This window comes from Herbaspirillum sp. ST 5-3 (genome assembly GCF_004804275.1).
Classification (GTDB): domain Bacteria; phylum Pseudomonadota; class Gammaproteobacteria; order Burkholderiales; family Burkholderiaceae_D; genus Noviherbaspirillum.
Genome location: NZ_STGI01000002.1, coordinates 397709 through 416481, shown reverse-complemented (window position 1 = coordinate 416481; position 18773 = coordinate 397709). Strand labels below are relative to the sequence as shown.

The 18773-nt window shown below is 60.0% G+C and carries 14 protein-coding genes; 7 read left to right on the top strand and 7 right to left on the bottom strand.

Going from position 1 to position 18773, the window contains the following annotated elements:
• Window positions 1–3: 3 nt before the first annotated feature.
• From E6W33_RS05560 to E6W33_RS05545, 4 genes are read right to left on the bottom strand one after another with little or no spacing between them, the layout of a single operon-like run.
• Window positions 4–1584, bottom strand: coding sequence for an ABC transporter ATP-binding protein (locus E6W33_RS05560; RefSeq protein WP_136415177.1), 1581 nt, complete (start codon window positions 1582–1584; stop codon window positions 4–6).
• Entirely contained in the window at window positions 1581–2624 is a 1044-nt protein-coding gene (locus E6W33_RS05555; protein WP_136415175.1) for an ABC transporter permease, read from the bottom strand. The genes E6W33_RS05560 and E6W33_RS05555 overlap by 4 nt, the downstream gene beginning before the upstream one ends.
• A complete protein-coding gene (gene yejB / locus E6W33_RS05550; RefSeq protein ID WP_136415173.1) occupies window positions 2621–3682 on the bottom strand; it encodes a microcin C ABC transporter permease YejB in 1062 nt (353 codons plus the stop codon). The genes E6W33_RS05555 and yejB overlap by 4 nt, the downstream gene beginning before the upstream one ends.
• Before the next feature lie 3 nt (window positions 3683–3685).
• Complete coding sequence (locus E6W33_RS05545; protein ID WP_136415171.1) at window positions 3686–5485, bottom strand: extracellular solute-binding protein; 1800 nt, start codon at window positions 5483–5485, stop codon at window positions 3686–3688.
• A 354-nt stretch (window positions 5486–5839) separates the two neighbouring features.
• Between E6W33_RS05545 and fabI the strand changes: the two genes are divergently transcribed.
• Together fabI and E6W33_RS05535 are read left to right on the top strand one after the other, a co-directional pair.
• Window positions 5840–6622, top strand: coding sequence for an enoyl-ACP reductase FabI (fabI, locus tag E6W33_RS05540; RefSeq protein WP_136415169.1), 783 nt, complete (start codon window positions 5840–5842; stop codon window positions 6620–6622).
• Window positions 6623–6969: 347 nt separating this feature from the next.
• Complete coding sequence (locus E6W33_RS05535; RefSeq protein ID WP_136415167.1) at window positions 6970–8373, top strand: DEAD/DEAH box helicase; 1404 nt, start codon at window positions 6970–6972, stop codon at window positions 8371–8373.
• A gap of 77 nt (window positions 8374–8450) precedes the next feature.
• On the opposite strand, the gene senA is transcribed toward E6W33_RS05535, so the two are convergent.
• Window positions 8451–9638, bottom strand: a complete 1188-nt coding sequence (gene senA / locus E6W33_RS05530; protein ID WP_211097237.1) for a selenoneine synthase SenA — start codon at window positions 9636–9638, stop codon at window positions 8451–8453.
• 171 nt (window positions 9639–9809) lie between these two features.
• Between senA and E6W33_RS05525 the strand changes: the two genes are divergently transcribed.
• On the top strand, window positions 9810–10259 hold the full coding sequence (locus tag E6W33_RS05525) for a GNAT family N-acetyltransferase (RefSeq protein WP_136415164.1): 450 nt from the start codon (window positions 9810–9812) through the stop codon (window positions 10257–10259).
• Window positions 10260–10271: 12 nt separating this feature from the next.
• Here the strand turns inward: E6W33_RS05525 and egtB are convergent, their stop codons facing one another.
• Window positions 10272–11507, bottom strand: coding sequence for an ergothioneine biosynthesis protein EgtB (gene egtB, locus E6W33_RS05520; RefSeq protein ID WP_136415162.1), 1236 nt, complete (start codon window positions 11505–11507; stop codon window positions 10272–10274).
• Between the two features lie 14 nt (window positions 11508–11521).
• Window positions 11522–12478 carry an L-histidine N(alpha)-methyltransferase gene (gene egtD / locus E6W33_RS05515; protein WP_247869550.1) on the bottom strand — a complete coding sequence of 319 codons (957 nt, stop codon included), beginning with the start codon at window positions 12476–12478 and terminating at the stop codon, window positions 11522–11524.
• A 185-nt stretch (window positions 12479–12663) separates the two neighbouring features.
• Between egtD and E6W33_RS05510 the strand changes: the two genes are divergently transcribed.
• The 4 genes from E6W33_RS05510 (at window position 12664) to E6W33_RS05495 (ending at window position 18768) form a co-directional block, all read left to right on the top strand.
• Window positions 12664–13326 carry an ABC transporter ATP-binding protein gene (locus E6W33_RS05510; RefSeq protein WP_136415160.1) on the top strand — a complete coding sequence of 221 codons (663 nt, stop codon included), beginning with the start codon at window positions 12664–12666 and terminating at the stop codon, window positions 13324–13326.
• Complete coding sequence (locus E6W33_RS05505) at window positions 13323–15863, top strand: ABC transporter permease (RefSeq protein ID WP_136415158.1); 2541 nt, start codon at window positions 13323–13325, stop codon at window positions 15861–15863. Before E6W33_RS05510 ends, E6W33_RS05505 begins: the two co-directional genes overlap by 4 nt.
• A gap of 86 nt (window positions 15864–15949) precedes the next feature.
• Window positions 15950–16984 (top strand): carotenoid 1,2-hydratase, encoded by a 1035-nt coding sequence (locus tag E6W33_RS05500; RefSeq protein WP_247869549.1) that lies wholly within the window; start codon window positions 15950–15952, stop codon window positions 16982–16984.
• Window positions 16981–18768: an ABC transporter transmembrane domain-containing protein gene (locus tag E6W33_RS05495; RefSeq protein WP_136415156.1), complete on the top strand. Its 1788-nt coding sequence runs from the start codon at window positions 16981–16983 to the stop codon at window positions 18766–18768. Before E6W33_RS05500 ends, E6W33_RS05495 begins: the two co-directional genes overlap by 4 nt.
• Window positions 18769–18773 lie beyond the last annotated feature (5 nt).

Below are 18773 nucleotides of genomic sequence, written 5' to 3'. Positions count from 1 at the left end.
TCGTTATGAAAGCGTGGAATAAGTCGCCGCGGCGAGCAGCCGTTGCGTATATGGCTGCGTCGGATTCGACAACACTTCCTCCGTCATTCCGCTCTCGACGACCTTGCCGTCTTTCATGACCATCACCCGATGGGCCATGGCGCGAATCACGGCCAGGTCGTGGCTGATAAAGAGATACGCCATTCCGTATTTGCGCTGCAGTTCCGCCAACAACATCAACACCTGCATTTGCACCGACACGTCGAGCGAAGACGTCGGCTCGTCGAGCAGGATCAATTCCGGCTTGAGCACCAGTGCGCGCGCAATCGCAATCCGTTGACGCTGTCCGCCCGAGAACTCATGCGGATAGCGCGACATCATCTCCGGTGCCAAGCCAACCTCGATCAAGCCTTTGGCAACCGCCGCACGCAAACCATCCCTGCCCAGTTGCGGCTGGTGCAATGCCAGCCCCTCGCCTACGATTTGTTCGATGGTGCGACGCGGCGACAAGGATGCGAACGGGTCCTGGAACACCACCTGCATCTTCGCGCGCAAAGGACGCAGCGCAGTGCTGGACATCTCGCTGATCGGCTGCCCGACAAAGGCAATACGGCCATCCACCTCGGCCGATGAAAGGCGCAGCAGCGCCATTCCCAGCGTCGACTTGCCGGAACCGGACTCCCCCACGATGCCGAGCGTTTCATGCGGCTTCAACTGCAAATCGACATTATCGACCGCCACGAAGGGCACCTTCTTGAACATGCCGCGCTTGATCGAAAAGGTGCATCGCATCTGCTCCGCAGTCAGCAAGGGTGCGGCATTTATGTCAACCGTTTCAACCACGCGCTGCGGATGGCTGGCGAGCAGCTTGCGGGTATACGCCTCGCGCGGATTGGCAAACAAGTCAGCGGTCGTGGCGGTTTCGATCAAGTGCCCGCCTTCCATCACGCCGACGCGATCCGCGAAATGCCGCACCAGGTTCAGGTCGTGCGTGATCATCAGCACCGCCATGTTTTCTTCGCGCTGCAACTGGTTCAGCAGTTCCAGGATCTGCACCTGAATCGTCACATCGAGCGCAGTCGTCGGTTCATCCGCAATCAGCAGCTTCGGCTTGCATGCCAGCGCCATGGCAATCATCGCGCGCTGACGCTGACCGCCGGACAACTGGTGCGGAAAGGCGAGCGCCCTCCTCGCGGGTTCCGGAATGCCGGTTTTTTCCAGCAGATCAATGGTGCGTTTTGCCGCCTCCTTGGCGCTGATACCTTCATGCAGCATCAGCACTTCCGCAATCTGGTTGCCGATCGTGAAAAGCGGATTGAGCGCGGTCATCGGCTCCTGGAAGATCATCGCGACATCCTTGCCGCGCACGGAACGCATCGCTGCTTCCGGCTTTTGCAGGAGGTCCTGGCCTTCGAACAGGATGCGGCCACTGTATTGCGCATCCTGATTCAAGCGCAGGATGGACAGCGAAGTCACCGTCTTGCCCGAACCGGATTCGCCGACCAGCGCGAACTTTTCACCCGGCGCAATGGTGAAGCTGACATCGCTGACGACTGTTGAAGGGCCGAACTGCACCCGCAATTTCTGAACGTCCAGCAAGCTCATGCTTTCCTCCGGACATCCAGCGCGTTGCGCAATGCATCGCCGATATTGGTCAGCAACAGCAAGGTCATTGTCAGCACCACGAAAGTCGATGTCGCTATCCACCACGCATCGAGGTTGTTCTTGCCCTGCGCCAGGAGTTCGCCCAGGCTTGGCGTCGAAGGCGGCACACCCAACCCGAGAAAGTCGAGACTGGTCAGTGCAAGAATCGCGGCGCTCATGCGGAACGGCAGAAAGGTGACTACCGGCGTCAGGCTGTTTGGCAGTACATGACGCCAGATGATCTGCCGATTGGACAAGCCGAGCGCGCGCGCAGCTTGCACATATTCCAGGTTGCGGTTGCGCAGGAAGTCGGCGCGCACATAATCGGACAGTCCCATCCAGCCGAACAAGGACAGGAGAATCAGGAGCAAGCCCAGACCGGGCTCGAAGATCGACGCGAAAATGATCAGCAGATACAGTTCCGGCATCGATCCCCAGATTTCCATGAAACGCTGAAAGAACAGGTCGGTCTTGCCGGCGAAGTAACCCTGTATCGCACCGGTCACCACACCGAGAATGACGCCGGTGATGGTCAGCGCGAAGCCGAACAGTACCGATACCCGGAAGCCATACAGCAGACGCGCAAATACGTCGCGGCCGCGGTCGTCCGTTCCCAGCCAGTTATCCGCGGACGGCGGCGCCGGGTTGGGTGACTTCGCGAAATAATTCAGCGTGTTGAAGTAATAGTGGTTGATCGGATAGATTGCCCAGTTGCCGGGGCGTTGAAACTGATCCTGAATGAAGGGATCGAGGTAATCCGCCGGCGTATCGAAATCGCCGCCGAACACTTTCTCCGAGTAAGTCGTCACGATCGGAAACATGATCCGGCCGTTGTACCGCACCGCCAGCGGCTTGTCATTCGAGATCACCTCTGCAAGAAGGCTGATGCCAAAGAACACGCAGAAAATGATCAGGCTCAGGTAACCGCGGCGGTTCTGCTTGAAACGCAGCCAGATGCGACGCCAGGGCGAGACGGATCGGGTTTTATTGTTCGAATTCATCGGTTAAGACTTTCAAACTGCACGCGCGGGTCGGCCCACACATAACAAAGATCGCCCAGCAATTTCACCACAAGGCCGATCAGCGTAAACAGATAAAGCGTCCCCATGACCACCGGATAATCGCGGCGAACGACGGATTCGTAGGAAAGCAATCCGAGACCGTCGAGCGAAAACAAGGTTTCGATCAGCAGGCTGCCGGCGAAGAAAGCGCCGATGAATGCCGCCGGAAAGCCGGTTACCAATGGAATCAGCGCATTGCGGAATACATGCTTGTAGAGCACGGTTTTCTCGCTCAAGCCCTTGGCACGCGCGGTCAGCACATACTGTTTGCGAATCTCTTCGAGGAAGGTGTTCTTGGTCAGCATCGTCATCACTGCAAACGACCCGGCGACCGATGCGGTGACCGGCAGCGTGATATGCCAGAGATAATCGGTGATCTTGCCGAACCAGGACAGTTGATCCCAGTTATCCGAGGTCAGTCCGCGCAAAGGAAACCACTGCAGGAAGCTGCCGCCGCCGAACAGCACCAGCAGGAACACGCCCAGCACGAAGCCGGGAATCGAATAGCCGATCAGCACCGCGATGCTGGTTGCGACATCGAATCGGCTGCCTTCGCGCACTGCTTTCGCAACACCCAGCGGCAGCGATATCAGATAGGTCAGGAAAAACGTCCACAGCCCGATGCTGATCGACACCGGCAGCTTCGACTTCACCAGTTGCCACACGTCCGCATGGTGATAAAAGCTCTTGCCGAGATCGAAGGTGGCAAAGCCCTTGAGCATCTGCCAGAAGCGTTCCAGCGGCGGCTTGTCGAAGCCGTACAAGGCCTTGATCTCTTTCACGCGCTCGGCATCGATGCCCTGGCGCCCGCGATATTCTGAACCGCCGCCGCCCGTCGCTTCGCCGCCGGCCACCTGCCCTTTTTTCAATTCCATCAACGCCTGTTCGACAGGGCCGCCGGGCACGAACTGAATGACCGCGAAAGTGATGGCGATGACGCCCAGCAGGGTGGGCACCATCAGCAACACCCGCTTTCCGATATAAGACCAGATATTCATGCTCTACCTTGCTTTTTCCTGCCACCAGGTTGAAATCACGTAAGGGTCCGCAGCGTAATACAAAGGCAGTTTCGCCGGAATGCCGAAGCGGCTGCGATACGCGACCCGGTGCGTGGAAGAATACCAATGGGGCACGACAATGTATTTGTTCAACAGCACACGATCGAGCGAACGGGCTGCGGCAACCAGATCCTTGCGCGTCTCCGCGGAAACCAGGCCCGCGACCAGCTTGTCGACGGCGGGATCCTTCAATCCCCAGGCATTGTTTGAGCCTTTTTCGTCGGCGGCCTTGGAGCTGAACATGTCGAACATTTCATTGCCCGGACTGTTCGTATCCGGGAAGCGGATGCTGGTCATGTCGAAATCGAATTCCTCCATGCGTTTCTGCACCAGCGCGTAATCGGCGGTGCGCTGCCTGGCCTGTACGCCGAGCTTTTGCAGATTGCGGACATACACGCTGATCACGCGCGACAAGGCGGATTGATCGTCGAGGATTTCAAAGGTGAACGGTTCGCCCTTGCTGTTGCGCAGCGCGCCGTCGCGATACTCCCAGCCGGCTTCCTTGAACAATGCCTTGGCCTGCAGCAGATTGGCGCGCAATGAACTCGGCGGATCGGTGCGCGGCGGCACCGGCGCCGGCCCGAACACGGCCGGGTCGAGCTTGTCGCGCAAGGGCTGCAGCACTTTCAGTTCGCCTTCGCTGGGCATGCCGACCGCCGCCAGCTCGCTGTTGTTGAAGAAGGAGTAAATGCGCTTGTACTGGTTATAAAACAGTTGCCGGTTCATCCACTGGAAATCCAGCGCGAGGCCGAGCGCCTTGCGCACGCGGATGTCGGCAAACTGCGGCCGCCGCAAATTCATCACGAAACCCTGCATGCCCGCCGCATTGGAATGCGGCAGCTCACGCTTGACGATTTCGCCGCTCTTGAATTTCGGCCCGATATAGCTGCGCGCCCAGTTCTTTGCACTGTATTCGACCACAACGTCGAATTCGCCCGCCTTGAACGCTTCCAGGCGCGCCACATCATCCTTGTAGAAACGGTAGAGGATGCGCCCGAAGTTGAACATGCCGCGCCGCGAGGGAACGTCGTCGCCCCAGTAATTCGGATCGCGCTTGTAACTGATCGAGCGGCCCACGTCGTAACGGTCAATCAGGTAGGGGCCGGTGGAAATCGGCGGTTCAAGCTGGATGTTGTCGAAAGACGTGCCGGCGCCCCACTTGCGGGAAAACACAGGGACGCCGCCCACGATCAGGGGCAACTCACGATTGAGCGCCTTGAAGTCGAAGCGCACGGTACGCTGATCGACGATCACGCATTGCTTGACGTCGGCAAAGATCGACTTGAATTGTGGAGCGCCCTTGGCGACCAGCGTATCGTAGGAGTATTTGACGTCGGCAGCGGTCACCGGGTCGCCATTATTGAACTTTGCTTTCGGATTGAGACGGAAGGTCATCGACATCCGGTCGGGCGCCAGCTCCATGTCTTCCGCCAGCAGACCGTACATGGTGGCAACTTCGTCGGAGGAACCGGTCGCCAGAGTTTCGAACATCAGGTTGGATACCCCGGCTGCCGCCACGCCCTTCAACGAAAACGGATTGAACTTGTCAAAACTGGTTCGACGGTCCGGATTCGCGAGAAACAACTCGCCGCCTCGCGGCGCATCGGGATTCACATAATCGAAGTGCGTGAAACCTGCCGGATACTTCGGCGTGTCGTACATGGAAAAGGCATGGGCGCCGAATGCGCTGCCGCTGTATTGGAGACTACTGACAAGCAGAAAGGATAGGAAATATTTACGCATTCGCCTGTTCACGAGAAATGCCGTTCAGCATAGCGGGTCGAAAAAGTGGGGCTATTGTACCGAAAGGGACAGGTTGAGTTGACGAGATTTTTAGCCGATCAACGACACTTGCCGCACGTTAATTGAATTTCCGTGTTTTATCACAGCAATTAGCATCAATTGGAATTTTCAAACACGCTTGCTGCGCAAACGCAAAAGTTGCCGTGCGCCCGAAGTCTCCCTACAATCGTGCCCAATTCGTGAAATCAAACGCAAAAACGGCGGAAACGGGCACTTTAACTGCATTTCTTGCCGACGCAGGCAGCCCTTGGCCTGTTAAGCGATAAAATACGACAAATTCATTTGGAGTCATTCATGGCGTTTCTGCAAGGCAAAAAAATCCTGATCACCGGCCTTCTGTCCAACCGGTCCATCGCTTACGGCATCGCGCAGGCCTGCAAACGTGAAGGCGCCGAACTGGCATTCACCTATGTTGGCGAGCGCTTCAAGGAGCGCATCACCGAATTCGCCGATGAATTCGGCAGCAAGCTGGTGTTCGAATGCGACGTCAGCAGCGATGAACAGATCAATGGCGTGTTCACCGATCTTGCCAAGTCCTGGGACCATCTGGACGGCATGGTGCACTCCATCGGCTTCGCGCCGCGCGAAGCGATCACGGGCAATTTCCTGGACGGCTTGTCGCGCGAATCGTTTCGCATCGCGCACGACATTTCCTCCTACAGCTTCCCGGCAATGGCGAAGGCGGCGCTGCCGATGCTGCGCCCGAACTCCTCGCTGCTGACTCTTACTTATATGGGTTCGACCCGCGCCACGCCGAACTACAACACCATGGGCCTCGCCAAGGCATCACTGGAAGCCAGCGTGCGCTACCTGGCAGAAGCCCTCGGCCCGAAAGGCATTCGTGTCAACGGCATTTCCGCCGGCCCGATCAAGACGCTGGCGGCGAGCGGCATCAAGGACTTCGGCAAACTGCTCGGCATTGTCGCCGCGCATGCGCCGCTGCGTCGTAACATCACGATCGAAGACGTGGGCAATACCGCTGCGTTCCTGCTGTCGGACCTGGCATCCGGCATTACCAGCGAAATCACCTATGTCGACGGCGGCTTCTCGCACGTGATGTACGCGCCGGAAGAGTAAGAGATTCCCAGGGCGGCACATGTCCGCCCTGCCCGCCGGGATTGCGCTTGCCCACGCATTTTGCAGCGCAAAAAATACCCGGCACCGAAATCGATTAGTCTGTATAATGCGCCGCAGTGCATCGCAACAAGCATGCATATCGTAGCATCGCAACCCTTTAGCAATAAACGATAAAGCCATCCCGCCTTTTGGTGTTGATTTTCAGACACCGTCCCGGCGCAAAGCTTTTGTGCCGAAATTTCTCAGAAAAATTCTCAGTTGTTTCGTTGGTTGGCGTTGCCTTTTTAATACGCCTGCGCACCCGTCCTGTGTGTGGTCGCGGCGTTGAATTTTAAGAAAGAAACACAATGACTTTTGAAGCACTTGGCCTGCACGCGTCCATTCTGAAAGCACTGACCGAAGCCGGCTACACCAAACCTACTTCCGTTCAGGAGCAGGCAGTTCCCGCAGCCCTGCAAGGCCGCGATCTGATGGTGTCCTCGCAGACAGGTTCCGGCAAGACCGCAGCATTCATGCTGCCGGCATTGCACAAATTCGCGCTGGCCGAGCAACAACCGCAGCCGGGCGCAAAGACCGCCAACCAGGAACGCCAGTCCGCCCGTTCGCGCGGCGAGCGTCCTCGTTTCCAGCCGGCGCAACCGAAGATGCTGGTGCTGACCCCGACCCGTGAACTCGCGCTGCAAGTGACGACCGCGACCGCCAAATACGGCTCCAATCTGCGCCGCGTGCGCGCCGTTTCGATCCTCGGCGGCATGCCCTATCCGAAGCAGATGCAATTGCTGGCGAAGAATCCGGAAATCCTCGTCGCCACACCGGGTCGCCTGATCGATCACATGGAATCGGGCAAGATCAATTTCTCGCAACTGGAAATTCTGGTGCTGGACGAAGCCGACCGCATGCTGGACATGGGCTTCATCGACGACATCGAAAAGATCGTTGCTTCGACGCCGGAAACGCGCCAGACAATGCTGTTCTCCGCCACGCTCGACGGCGTGGTCGGCAACATGGCCAAGCGCATCACGCGTGAGCCGCTGGTGATCCAGATCGCCGGTTCCGCGACCAAGCATGAGAACATCCAGCAGCGCGTGCACTTCGTGGACGATCTGTCGCACAAGAACCGCCTGCTCGATCACCTGCTGCGCGATGCGTCGCTGGATCAGGCCGTGGTATTTACCGCGACCAAGCGCGATGCCGATACGATTGCCGATCGTCTAAACATCGCCGGCTTTGCCGCCGCTGCCCTGCATGGCGACATGCACCAGGGTGCGCGCAATCGTACGCTCGACGCACTGCGTCGCGGTCAGGTTCGGGTGCTGGTGGCAACCGACGTGGCAGCGCGTGGCATCGACGTGCCGGGCATCACGCACGTGGTGAACTATGACCTGCCGAAATTCCCGGAAGACTATGTCCACCGTATCGGCCGCACCGGCCGCGCGGGACGCAATGGCCTGGCGATTTCGCTGGTAAACCATGCTGAAAACATCAACATCAAGCGTATCGAGCGTTTCACCAAGCAATTGATCCCTGTCGATGTGGTCGCAGGCCTGGAGCCGAAAAAGACGGCTTCCGCCCCACGCAGCGCCCGCAAACCGGGCGGCTGGAAGCCGGGCGACAACCGCGGCAACAGCAGCGCCAAGCCGGGTCAGCGCACCTTCAGCAAGCCGGGCGCTCCGCGCAAGGAAGGCGGTTTCAACAAGGGTTCGCGTTTCGGTGACAGCGGTAACAGCCGTCGTTCCTTCGGCGACCGCTGATCGATCAATCGGCAAGCACTAAAACAAGACGGCCGCTTCGGTTTTACCGGGCGGCCGTTTTTTTATGCGCGTCGCCGTTACAAGGCGCAGGTGCGAAAGCCGATGAACGCGTCGTCGCGCTCCGGCAGGCAGAAATTGCGAAATTTCAGCGAGCGGATACGCAGTCTTGTTGCGAACGACGCACCGCGTACGGTCTGATGCGTCATGAAACACGGCGCGGAATACTCTCGATAGGCATCCGGCGCGAATCCCGGATACGGCTCGAAAGGCGAGCAAGTCCACTCCCATAAATCTCCCCAGCGAAATGCCGGATGGCCGGACATGGCCGCGAATTCCCATTCCGCTTCCGTCGGCAGACGACGGCCTGCCCAAGTGCAATAGGCCTGCGCCTCATACAGGCTGATGTGACGCACGGGCTCATTGACCGGCAAGGCATTCTCTTTCCCAAAACGGCGACAACGCCAGTGCCGGCCTTCGCGCACCCAATCGCGTGGCGCGGAACGATCCTGCGCCATCAACCACGCACGCCCCGCCGTGGTCCAGAACTGCGGCATCTGATAGCCGCCGTCCGCAACGAATTCGCTGTACTGCGCGTTCGACACCAGGGTCGAATCCATGGTGAATGCCGGCACATAACAGGGATGCGCCCATTTTTCGTTATCGAACACGAATCCGGAATCAGGTACGCTGCCGAGCTGGATGGTGCCGCCGGGAAAACGGATTTCACCCTGTGCCCAAGCGGGAATCACATGATTGGCGAGTTGCTGCGGCAAAACCACGTCGAGCGTCTGCAGGCCACTGGCCAATGCTTCCCCGCGCATATCTTCATACGCGAGGGCCAGTCGATACGGATAGAGCGCCGCATGCTCGTTCTTCACACGCGTCAATTTGTCGAGCACACGATCGAGCACTTCTCGGCAATAAGTCTTCAGTGCGCCGGAGCTTGGCAGCTCGACTTTCCATCGCGCGCGATGCAATACGGTATTGGGGTCGAACCAATCGTCTCCCTTGGTCAGCATGGAGGTACGTTGCGCAGCGGTCGGATCGCTCGACTGGGCATCGCGCAGAATGTACCACTCCGCAAACCATGAGATATGTCCCAGTTCCCACAAGGGCGGATTGATGGAAGGAAGGATCGGAACCTTGCCCGGCAGGTCCAGACCTGCCGCCGCATAGCATTCAAACAGTGTCAGCGTGTAATCGCGTGCATCCTGCAGCGCTCCGGCCAACTCATTGGGCGCGGCGGTTCGGAAGGAAAAATTCATTGCAATGCTTGAACAGATCTTGAAATGTCAGGAGTATTTGCCAATTATCGACCTCGCATTGGCAAAAGCCAACAACGCGTCAGCGAAATCATGCAAGCGCGAATCATGCCTGCGAGCGAAAGCGCCGACGTACAATGATGCCCTTTCAACATCACTGTGGGGAGGGTCACCATGAAAGTAAACGTTCGCCAGGCGGGATTAGCCGACGCCGAGATCATCGCTCCCTTGTTTGACGGGTATCGGCAGTTCTACGGGCAGGCGTCCGATTTGCCACTGGCGCGCGAATTCATCCGCGATCGCCTGGCACTGCTGGAATCGGTCATTCTGCTGGCAGAAAACGGGCAAGGCGAAGCTCTCGGTTTTACGCAACTGTATCCGTCGTTTTCTTCGGTCAGTGCAAGAAGGATCTGGATCCTCAACGATCTGTTTGTCGTGCCGCAAGCACGCGGCACGGGTGTTGGAAAGGCCTTGCTGGAGGCTGCCAGGATGCACGCTGCGGCATGCGGGGCAAAGCGGCTTGCTCTTTCCACCGCGCACGACAACCCTGCGCAGAAGTTATACGAATCGGTAGGTTACCAGCGCGACACCAGCTTCTTTCACTACAGCCTGAATGTGGACTGAAGGCTGCTATCCTTATTTCGCCAGGCGAATGCCGGAAAACTGCCAGCGCGCGTATGCGGGAAAGAAATTGCGATAGGTCGTGCGCGCATGTCCGGGCGGCGTCGCGCAGGACGAGCCGCGCAGCACGTACTGATTGCACATGAACTTGCCATTGTATTCGCCGATGGCGCCTGCCGCCGCGCGATATCCGGGATAAGGCGCATAGCTGCTCGCGGTCCATTGCCAGCATTCGCCGAACAGTTGCGTCAGTTCGGTATCCCGTGAGCCGATATGCGCGCTCGGATGAAAGCTGCCATGTCCGAAATCGCTCGCGCCCGTGGCGGCGTGCTCCCATTCAAACTCTGTCGGCAGGCGTGCGCCGCTCCATCGCGCATAGGCATCCGCCTCGAAATAGGAAACATGCGTCACGGGACGATGCCGATCGAGCGGCTGTAAACCATGCAGCGTGAATTCCTGCCATCCATCGTCGCCCTGGCGCCAGTAAATCGGTTGCGACACGCGGTTGGCCTGTACCCAGTCCCATCCCTCGGACAACCACAAGCCCGGCTCCGCATAGCCGCCATCCTCGACGAATGCGAGGTATTCGCCATTCGAAATCAGCCTGGAGCCCAGCGAAAACGGTTCGAGGAATTGACGGTGACGGGGCAATTCATTATCGAAGCAGAACACATCGCCGGCATGGCCGATCTCGACGACGCCGGCATCGTATGCGCGCCAGGCCATCGGTTCCTCGTAGCTGGTGTTCGGCAAGCTTGTGCTGCAGTATGCGGGCAGCAAGGGATTCAGAGACAGCAAATGCTTGACGTCGGTGAGGATCAGCTCCTGGTGCTGTTGTTCATGGTGCAAGCCCATCTCCAGCAGTCGTGCGATTTCATCGTGTTCTTCCTTGGCCGACAACAGGAGAGCAATCCGCTCATCGACGTTGCGACGATAGGCGCGCACATCGCCGAGTGACGGCCTGGTCAGCATGCCGCGCTGCGGGCGCGGATGCTTTTCGCCAATGCCGTTGTAATAGGAATTGAACAGTACCCGGTACGCCGGATGATACGCGCGGAAATCCTCCTCGAAGCGCTCGAGGATGAAGGTTTCAAAAAACCAGGTCGTGTGTGCCAGATGCCATTTGACAGGACTGGCGTCCGGCATCGACTGCACACAGCAGTCTTCATCGGTCAGAGGCTCCGACAAGGCGGCGGTACGACCGCGAACACGGCGGTAGGCGGATTGCCGATCGTCAGCGAAGGCGCTCATCGTCACCTCTCGTTTCAAACTGCCTGTGCATGGCACAACATGAACCACCCATGGGGATCGCTCCACCTGTTCACATGCGCGAATCCGGCGCGCTCCAGTAATTGCAGAAATTTCTCAGGCGTGTACTTGTAGCTGTTTTCAGTATGGATGCGTTCGCCCTGCGAGAAACGTCGCTCGCCGTCGTCCCACGTCACGGTCACGCTACGCAGCGCTTCCAGGTGCAATTCGATGCGGCTCTCGCTGGCGTTGAACTGGCAGACGTGGCGCCAGTCGCGCGGCTTGAAGTTGGTTCCGAGCAAACGGTTCAAATGTTGCAGCATATTCAGATTGAAAGCCGCGGTCAGTCCGATTGCGTCGTCGTAGGCCTCATACAGCAAGCCCTCATCCTTGATGAGATCGACCCCGATGAGCAGCCCCCCGTCGGCGCGGCAGGCATCGCGCACTCTGCCGAGAAAGGCGGCAGCCTCCTCCGGCGTGAAGTTGCCGATCGACGAGCCGGGATAAAAGAACAAGCGCTTGTCAGAACGAACTGCGTCGGGAAGTTCGAGCGCGCTGGAAAAGTCCATGCCCAGTGCCGTCACCCTGATCTGCGGATAGCGGTAGCGCAAGCACTCGACCGCCTCGCGCAGAAAATCGACCGAAATATCGACCGGTACATATTGCACCGGCTGCAAGGCGGAAAACAGACTGGCGGCTTTCTCGCAATTGCCGGCGCCCAAATCGATCAAGGTCGACCCGCGTCCCGTGGATCGCGCGATCTCGGCGCGGTATTGCTCAAAAATCAGCGCCTCGGTCCGCGTGGGGTAATATTCCGGCAGCTCGCAGATGGCCGCAAACAATTTGGAACCCAGCCCGTCATAGAGAAATTTCGGCGAGATGCAGGCTTGCGGCGCGAGCAAGCCTGCATTGAGCTCAGCGCATATCGCATTCGTGTTCTTGTGATAGATCTGAATGAATCCGCTTTGCAAGATTTCCTGTCAATGGCAATGCGGCGGTAGCCGAGCCGGGCGGCGCCGCGTGAAGGGAATTTGGCTATCATAGGTCGCGTGAATCGACCGTCCCTTGATGCGTCACAAGTCCGGACAGGGCATCCCGTTCTTTTTTGTCACAACACGTAAGCTTCAGCAATCAGGCATACCGAGAAGAAAGCGTATCGATGTTACAGCTTCGCAATATCAGCAAGTCGTACCCCAATGGCCGGAGTGTTCTCAGCAATTTGTCGCATGACATCAAGGATGGCGAATACGTCGCGATCATGGGAGAGTCCGGCGTCGGCAAATCGACCCTGCTGAATCTGGTCGCCGGCCTCGATTCGCTGGATGCCGGCGAAATCGTCGTTGATGGCGTGCCGATGTCTTCGCTCAACGACGATGAAGCAACCTTGCTCAGACGAAAAAAGTTCGGCTTCATATTCCAGGCCTTTCATGTGCTGCCGCATCTCACGCTGTTCCAGAATATCGCCTTGCCCTTGATGCTCAATCACAGCGAGACGCAAAGAGCGACGCAGATGCTGGCGGCGGTCGGCCTGCGCGGCAGGGAGCAGGATTTTCCGCGCCAGCTTTCCGGTGGCGAATTGCAGCGGGTCGCGATTGCGCGCGCCTTGGTGCACAAGCCGAAACTGCTGCTGGCCGACGAACCGACCGGCAACCTCGATCCGGATACCGCACACGAGGTGCTGCGCCTGCTGCGTGATGAAATCAAGCAAAACGGCGCGTCCGGCATTCTCGTCACCCATTCGCCGGCAGCGGCGGCCACCGCGGATCGCATCTTGATGTTGACGAAGCAAGGATTGCTGCCGATGGAATCGGTGCCGGCATGAGTGGCGGCCAGCGATCCTTTCTCGGCCAGTGGCTCACGCTCGGCGAATGGCGCGCGCATCCGGTGCGTGCACTGATCGCCACGGGCGCGATTGCGCTGGGCGTGGCGCTCGGCTTCGCCATCCATTTGATCAATGCCGCCGCCTACAACGAGTTTTCCGCGGCGATCAAGAGCCTGTCCGGCCAGGCCGACCTGCAGGTGCGCAGCACGCAAGCCTTCTTCGACGAATCGCTTTATCCCCGTCTCGCGCAGCATGAAGGCGTCGCGCTCGCCAATCCGGTGCTGGAACTCGATGCGGCGATTCCGGGGCAGCGCAGCGCGCTCAAGGTGCTGGGCGTCGACATGTTCAAGGCCGCTGCCATTGCACCGGATCTGATCGGCATGCCGGCCGAAGACCGGCCTTTCGATACGCTCGCCGACGATGCGATCTTTCTTTCGCCGGCGGCGATGGAATGGCTGCAGGTCCGACGCGGAGATCGGCTGGAATTGCGCGTCGGAACGCAAGCGGTCGTCTTGCGCGTGGCCGGCGGCCTGGTGCGCGCACGCGCGGGACAGCGCATCGCGGTCATGGACATCGGAGCGGCGCAATGGCGCTTCGGCCGCATCGGGCAGCTTTCGCATATCGACCTGAAGCTGGCCGCAGGCATCGATCGCGCCGCGTTCAAGGCCGCGCTGACCAGGGAATTGCAGCCGCAATATCTGGTCACGGAGACCGAGGACCAAGAGGAGCGCACCAACAACATGTCGCGCGCCTATCGCGTCAACCTGAATGTGCTGGCGCTGGTGGCATTGTTCACCGGAGCCTTTCTGGTTTTTTCCACGCAAGCCTTGTCGGTGATACGGCGACGCAGCCAGCTTGCCTTGTTGCGCGTGATCGGCATGACACGCCGGCAGGTGCTGGGCCAGATCCTGCTGGAAGGCGGATTGCTTGGCGTCACCGGATCGCTGCTGGGTCTGGCAGGCGGTTATGCAATCGCTGCGGCGGCATTGCGCTTATTCGGAGGCGACCTGGGCGGCGGGTATTTTCCCGGCGTCCAGCCGACCGTGCAGTTCTCGCCCTGGGCCGCGGCGGCGTTCTTCAGTCTCGGCACGATCGCCGCGTTGCTCGGCTGCGCCAGTCCGGCCTGGGAAGCTGCCCGCGCGCGACCTGCGCAGGCGATCAAGTCGGGAAGCGAGGACGTTGCCTTGTCCAGGTTGTCCTCGCCCTGGCCTTCGCTGACTTGTCTCGCTGCAGGCGCACTGCTGACGCGCCTGCCGCCGGTTTTCGAGCTGCCGCTGTTCGGTTATCTTGCGATTGCCTTGCTGCTGATCGGCGGTATCGGGCTGATGCCGCGTTTTTCGGCGCTGGCGTTTGCGATGTTGTCCGGCATGACCGGCCGCAAGCCGCAGGTCATCGCGACGCTGACGCTGGCACGATTGGCGAACGCGCCGAACCAGGCGTCGATCGCACTCGGCGGCGTGCTGTCGAGTTTCAGCCTGCTGGTGGCGATGGCGATCATGGTGGCAAGCTTCCGGGTCTCGGTCGACAACTGGCTGTCGGATGTGCTCTCCGCCGACCTCTATGTACGCTCGGCCCTCAGCGGCAACACCGGCGCGCTGTCACCCGCCGACCAGCAAGCGATCGCATCCTTGCCGGGCGTCGCGCGCGCCGATTTCCTGCGCACGCTGCCGCTGGTGCTTGACCCGGCACGTCCGCCGGTCACGCTGATGGCAAGGCCGATCGATGTTGTCGATCCGGGCAAGATCTTGCCGCTTGCAGGAAAGGCTTTATCGGCGAGCGAACTGCCGGCCGACGTGCTGCCGATCTGGGTATCGGAAGCGGTCATCGATTTGTATCACTACCGAGTTGGCGCGCGCGTTTCGCTGAATATTGCGGGTCGTACGCAGCAGTTCGTCGTGGCCGGCGTGTGGCGGGATTACGCAAGACAGTCGGGCGCAATCCAGATGCGTTTGCCGGATTACCGGAGCTTGTCGGGCGACATGGAGGTCAATGACGCGGCGCTGTGGTTGCGCAGCGGCGTCAAGGCGGAACAGGTGATCGCCGAATTGCGGCGGCTGCCGTTCGGCGCTGCGCTCGAGTTCGCCCTGCCCGGCGACATTCGTGCCATCACACTGAAGATTTTTGACCGAAGTTTTGCCGTGACCTATCTGCTGGAGGTGGTGGCCATCGTGATCGGTCTGTTCGGCGTGGCGGCAACCTTTTCCGCACAAACGCTCGCGCGTGCAAAGGAATTCGGGATGCTGCGTCACATCGGCGTTACGCGCAGGCAGATCCTCGCCATGCTGGCTGTCGAAGGCGGCCTGCTTTCCTTGCTGGGCGTGGCGATCGGTTTTCTGCTGGGCGGCGCAATCAGCCTGATCCTGGTGTTTGTGGTCAATCCGCAATCCTTCCATTGGACGATGCAATTGCACATGCCGTGGAACGTGCTGCTCACCGTCGCAGCAGTGCTCTCGGGTTCGGCGGCAATCACGGCCCTGATCGCGGGACGATACGCCGTGTCCGGACAGGCGGTGCGTGCAGTGAGGGAGGATTGGTAATGGCCAGCACTATGTTTTCATCCTTGTCGAACAAGTTCAGCGCTGCGGCATGCTGGACGGCGCTGCTCCTGTCGCTCTTGCCGCTTATGGCGGCGCCGACGTTTGCCGATGCGCCGCGATTCGCGACAGTCGATCCGGGCAGGCAGCTTGCCTTTCCGCGTGACTTTGGCGCGCATCCGGATTTCCGTACCGAGTGGTGGTATGTCACGGGCTGGCTGGAAACGCCGGACAACAAGCAGCTTGGATTTCAGATCACCTTCTTCCGCTCCGCTACCGAGCACAACCCGGCCAACCCAAGCCGCTTTGCTCCCAGGCAGCTCATCATCGCGCATGCGGCCTTGTCTGATCCGGCCATCGGCAAGCTCCTGCACGACCAGAAGATTGCGCGTGAAGGCTTTGACCTCGCATATTCGAAGCAAGGCAACACCGACGTCAAGCTTGGCGACTGGCGACTGGTGCGAAACGCGAATGGTGGCTATCGCATGCATGCCGCAGCGCGTGATTTTGCGCTGGATTTTTCGCTGGCGGCCACACAAGAGCCGATGCTGCAGGGTGATCACGGATTTTCTCGCAAGGGGCCGAAGCCGGGACAGGCAAGTTACTACTACAGCGAACCCCAGCTCAAGCTTGCCGGTACCGTGACGCGCAACGGGAAACCAGTCAAGGTCAGCGGCATTGCCTGGCTCGATCATGAATGGTCGACCAGCGTGCTGGACGCCGACGCGGCGGGCTGGGACTGGACCGGCATCAATCTCGATGACGGTTCCGCACTGATGGCATTTCAGATCCGTGGCAAGGATGGCGCCAAGCTGTGGGCGCATGCCGCCCTGCGCGATCCGGCGGGACACATCACCAACTACGATCCGGATCAGGTGCGCTTCCTGCCGCAGCGCAGCTGGAACTCGCCGCGCACCAATGCGACTTACCCCGTGGCCACGCGCATCGAAACCGGGTCGGCCACCTGGGACCTGGTCCCGCTGCAGGATGATCAGGAACTGGACTCGCGGCAATCGACCGGCGCGGTGTATTGGGAGGGCGCTGTCACCGTCAAGCGCGATGGCAAGGCAGCCGGCCGCGGTTATCTCGAACTGACGGGCTACGTCAAACCACTCAAATTATGAACACAAGCACATCGAACGAAACACGCAAAGGCAGCCTGGCCACCCTCAAGGGCCTGCTGCCATTTCTCGCCCCCTACAAGAAGCAAATCATCCTCGCGGGCATCGCGCTGCTCGTCGCCGCCGCCGCGACGCTTGCGATTCCGTATGCGTTCAAGCAGATGATCGATCTCGGCTTCGGCGCGGCCGGAGCGAAAAGCAGCGCGCATATCGACCTGTATTTCCTTGCGCTGTTCGGTGTTGCCAGCGTGCTCGCGATCGCCACCGCGTCGCGCTTCTACATGGTGTCGTGGCTGGGAGAGCGCGTGACCGCCGACATGCGCAGCGCGATCTATCGCCATGTGGTCACGCAAAGCCCGCAGTTTTTTGAAACCACGCAAACCGGCGAAGTGCTGTCGCGGCTGACAACCGACACTACGCTGATCCAGACGCTGGTGGGCACCAGCATTTCCATGGCGCTGCGCAATGCGCTGCTCTGCATCGGCGGGCTCGTCATGCTGTTCGTCACCAGCGCCAAACTGGCCGGGATCATCATCGTGCTGCTTGCCGCGGTGGTATTGCCGATCGTACTGTTCGGACGACGCGTGCGCAAACTGTCGCGCGCTTCGCAAGACCGTGTCGCGGACACCTCGGCACTCGCAGGTGAAATCCTGAATGCGATGCCGACTGTGCAGGCATTCACCCACGAGAAGCTGGAATCGCAACGCTTCGGCGAATTGGTCGAGCGCGCATTTCAGGTGGCATTGCAGCGCATCCGCGCGCGCTCACTGCTGACGGTGGTCGCGATCCTGCTGGTGTTCGGCGCGAATGTGTTCGTCCTGTGGCTCGGCGCGCAGGCGGTCATCCAGGGCAGCATGACGGCCGGCGAGCTTGGCCAGTTCATTCTGTACGCCACCATCGTCGCGGGTGCGATCGGCGCGCTGTCCGAGGTGATCGGCGACGCACAACGCGCGGCAGGCGCCGCGGAACGCTTGCTGGAGCTGATGGCGGTCCGCTCGCCGATTCAGTCGCCTTCGCAGCCGCAAGCCTTGCCGCCGCGCACGGCGAACGGCGCTTCGCTCGCGCTGCAAGGGATCGGCTTCCGCTACCCTTCCCGCCCGCAGTCGCCAGCGCTGCTCGATCTTTCCCTCGACATCCGCCCCGGCGAAAACGTCGCCGTCGTGGGCCCGTCGGGCGCGGGCAAGAGCACGCTGTTTCAGCTGCTGCTGCGTTTCTATGACCCGCAGCACGGCAGCATCCTGCTCGACGGTGTCGATATCCGCAAGCTCGACCTGCACACCCTGCGCGGCGCCATCGGCATCGTGCCGCAGGATACGGTCGTGTTCTCGGCAGATGCGATGGAGAACATTCGCTATGGCCGCGCAGGTGCGAGCGACGAGGAAGTCATCGCGGCTGCAAAGCTGGCGGCGGCGCATGAATTCATCGAGAAGCTGCCGCAAGGATACCGCTCCTTCCTCGGCGAGCGCGGCGTGCGCCTGTCGGGCGGCCAGCGGCAGCGCATTGCGATCGCGCGCGCCTTGCTGAAAAATCCGCCACTGCTGCTGCTCGATGAAGCGACCAGCGCACTCGACGCGGAATCCGAGCGCCTGGTGCAAAGCGCACTGGAGGCGGCGATGAAGGGGCGAACCACGCTGGTGATCGCGCACCGGCTGGCGACCGTGCAGCGCGCCGACCGCATCGTCGTGATGGAACACGGGCGAATCATCGAGATCGGCACCCATGCGTCGCTGACGGCGCAAGGCGGACTCTACGCCAGCCTCGCAGCATTGCAGTTTTCGCAAGATTAACGCAA

Bases quoted from the DNA above. Each gene is read 5' to 3' on its own strand.
- E6W33_RS05560 (WP_136415177.1), bottom strand. From the start codon at position 1,584: ATGAGCTTGCTGGACGTTCAGAAATTGCGGGTGCAGTTCGGCCCTTCA.
- E6W33_RS05555 (WP_136415175.1), bottom strand. From the start codon at position 2,624: ATGAATTCGAACAATAAAACCCGATCCGTCTCGCCCTGGCGTCGCATC.
- yejB (WP_136415173.1), bottom strand. From the start codon at position 3,682: ATGAATATCTGGTCTTATATCGGAAAGCGGGTGTTGCTGATGGTGCCC.
- E6W33_RS05545 (WP_136415171.1), bottom strand. From the start codon at position 5,485: ATGCGTAAATATTTCCTATCCTTTCTGCTTGTCAGTAGTCTCCAATAC.
- fabI (WP_136415169.1), top strand. From the start codon at position 5,840: ATGGCGTTTCTGCAAGGCAAAAAAATCCTGATCACCGGCCTTCTGTCC.
- E6W33_RS05535 (WP_136415167.1), top strand. From the start codon at position 6,970: ATGACTTTTGAAGCACTTGGCCTGCACGCGTCCATTCTGAAAGCACTG.
- senA (WP_211097237.1), bottom strand. From the start codon at position 9,638: ATGAATTTTTCCTTCCGAACCGCCGCGCCCAATGAGTTGGCCGGAGCG.
- E6W33_RS05525 (WP_136415164.1), top strand. From the start codon at position 9,810: ATGAAAGTAAACGTTCGCCAGGCGGGATTAGCCGACGCCGAGATCATC.
- egtB (WP_136415162.1), bottom strand. From the start codon at position 11,507: ATGAGCGCCTTCGCTGACGATCGGCAATCCGCCTACCGCCGTGTTCGC.
- E6W33_RS05510 (WP_136415160.1), top strand. From the start codon at position 12,664: ATGTTACAGCTTCGCAATATCAGCAAGTCGTACCCCAATGGCCGGAGT.
- E6W33_RS05505 (WP_136415158.1), top strand. From the start codon at position 13,323: ATGAGTGGCGGCCAGCGATCCTTTCTCGGCCAGTGGCTCACGCTCGGC.
- E6W33_RS05500 (WP_247869549.1), top strand. From the start codon at position 15,950: ATGGCGGCGCCGACGTTTGCCGATGCGCCGCGATTCGCGACAGTCGAT.
- E6W33_RS05495 (WP_136415156.1), top strand. From the start codon at position 16,981: ATGAACACAAGCACATCGAACGAAACACGCAAAGGCAGCCTGGCCACC.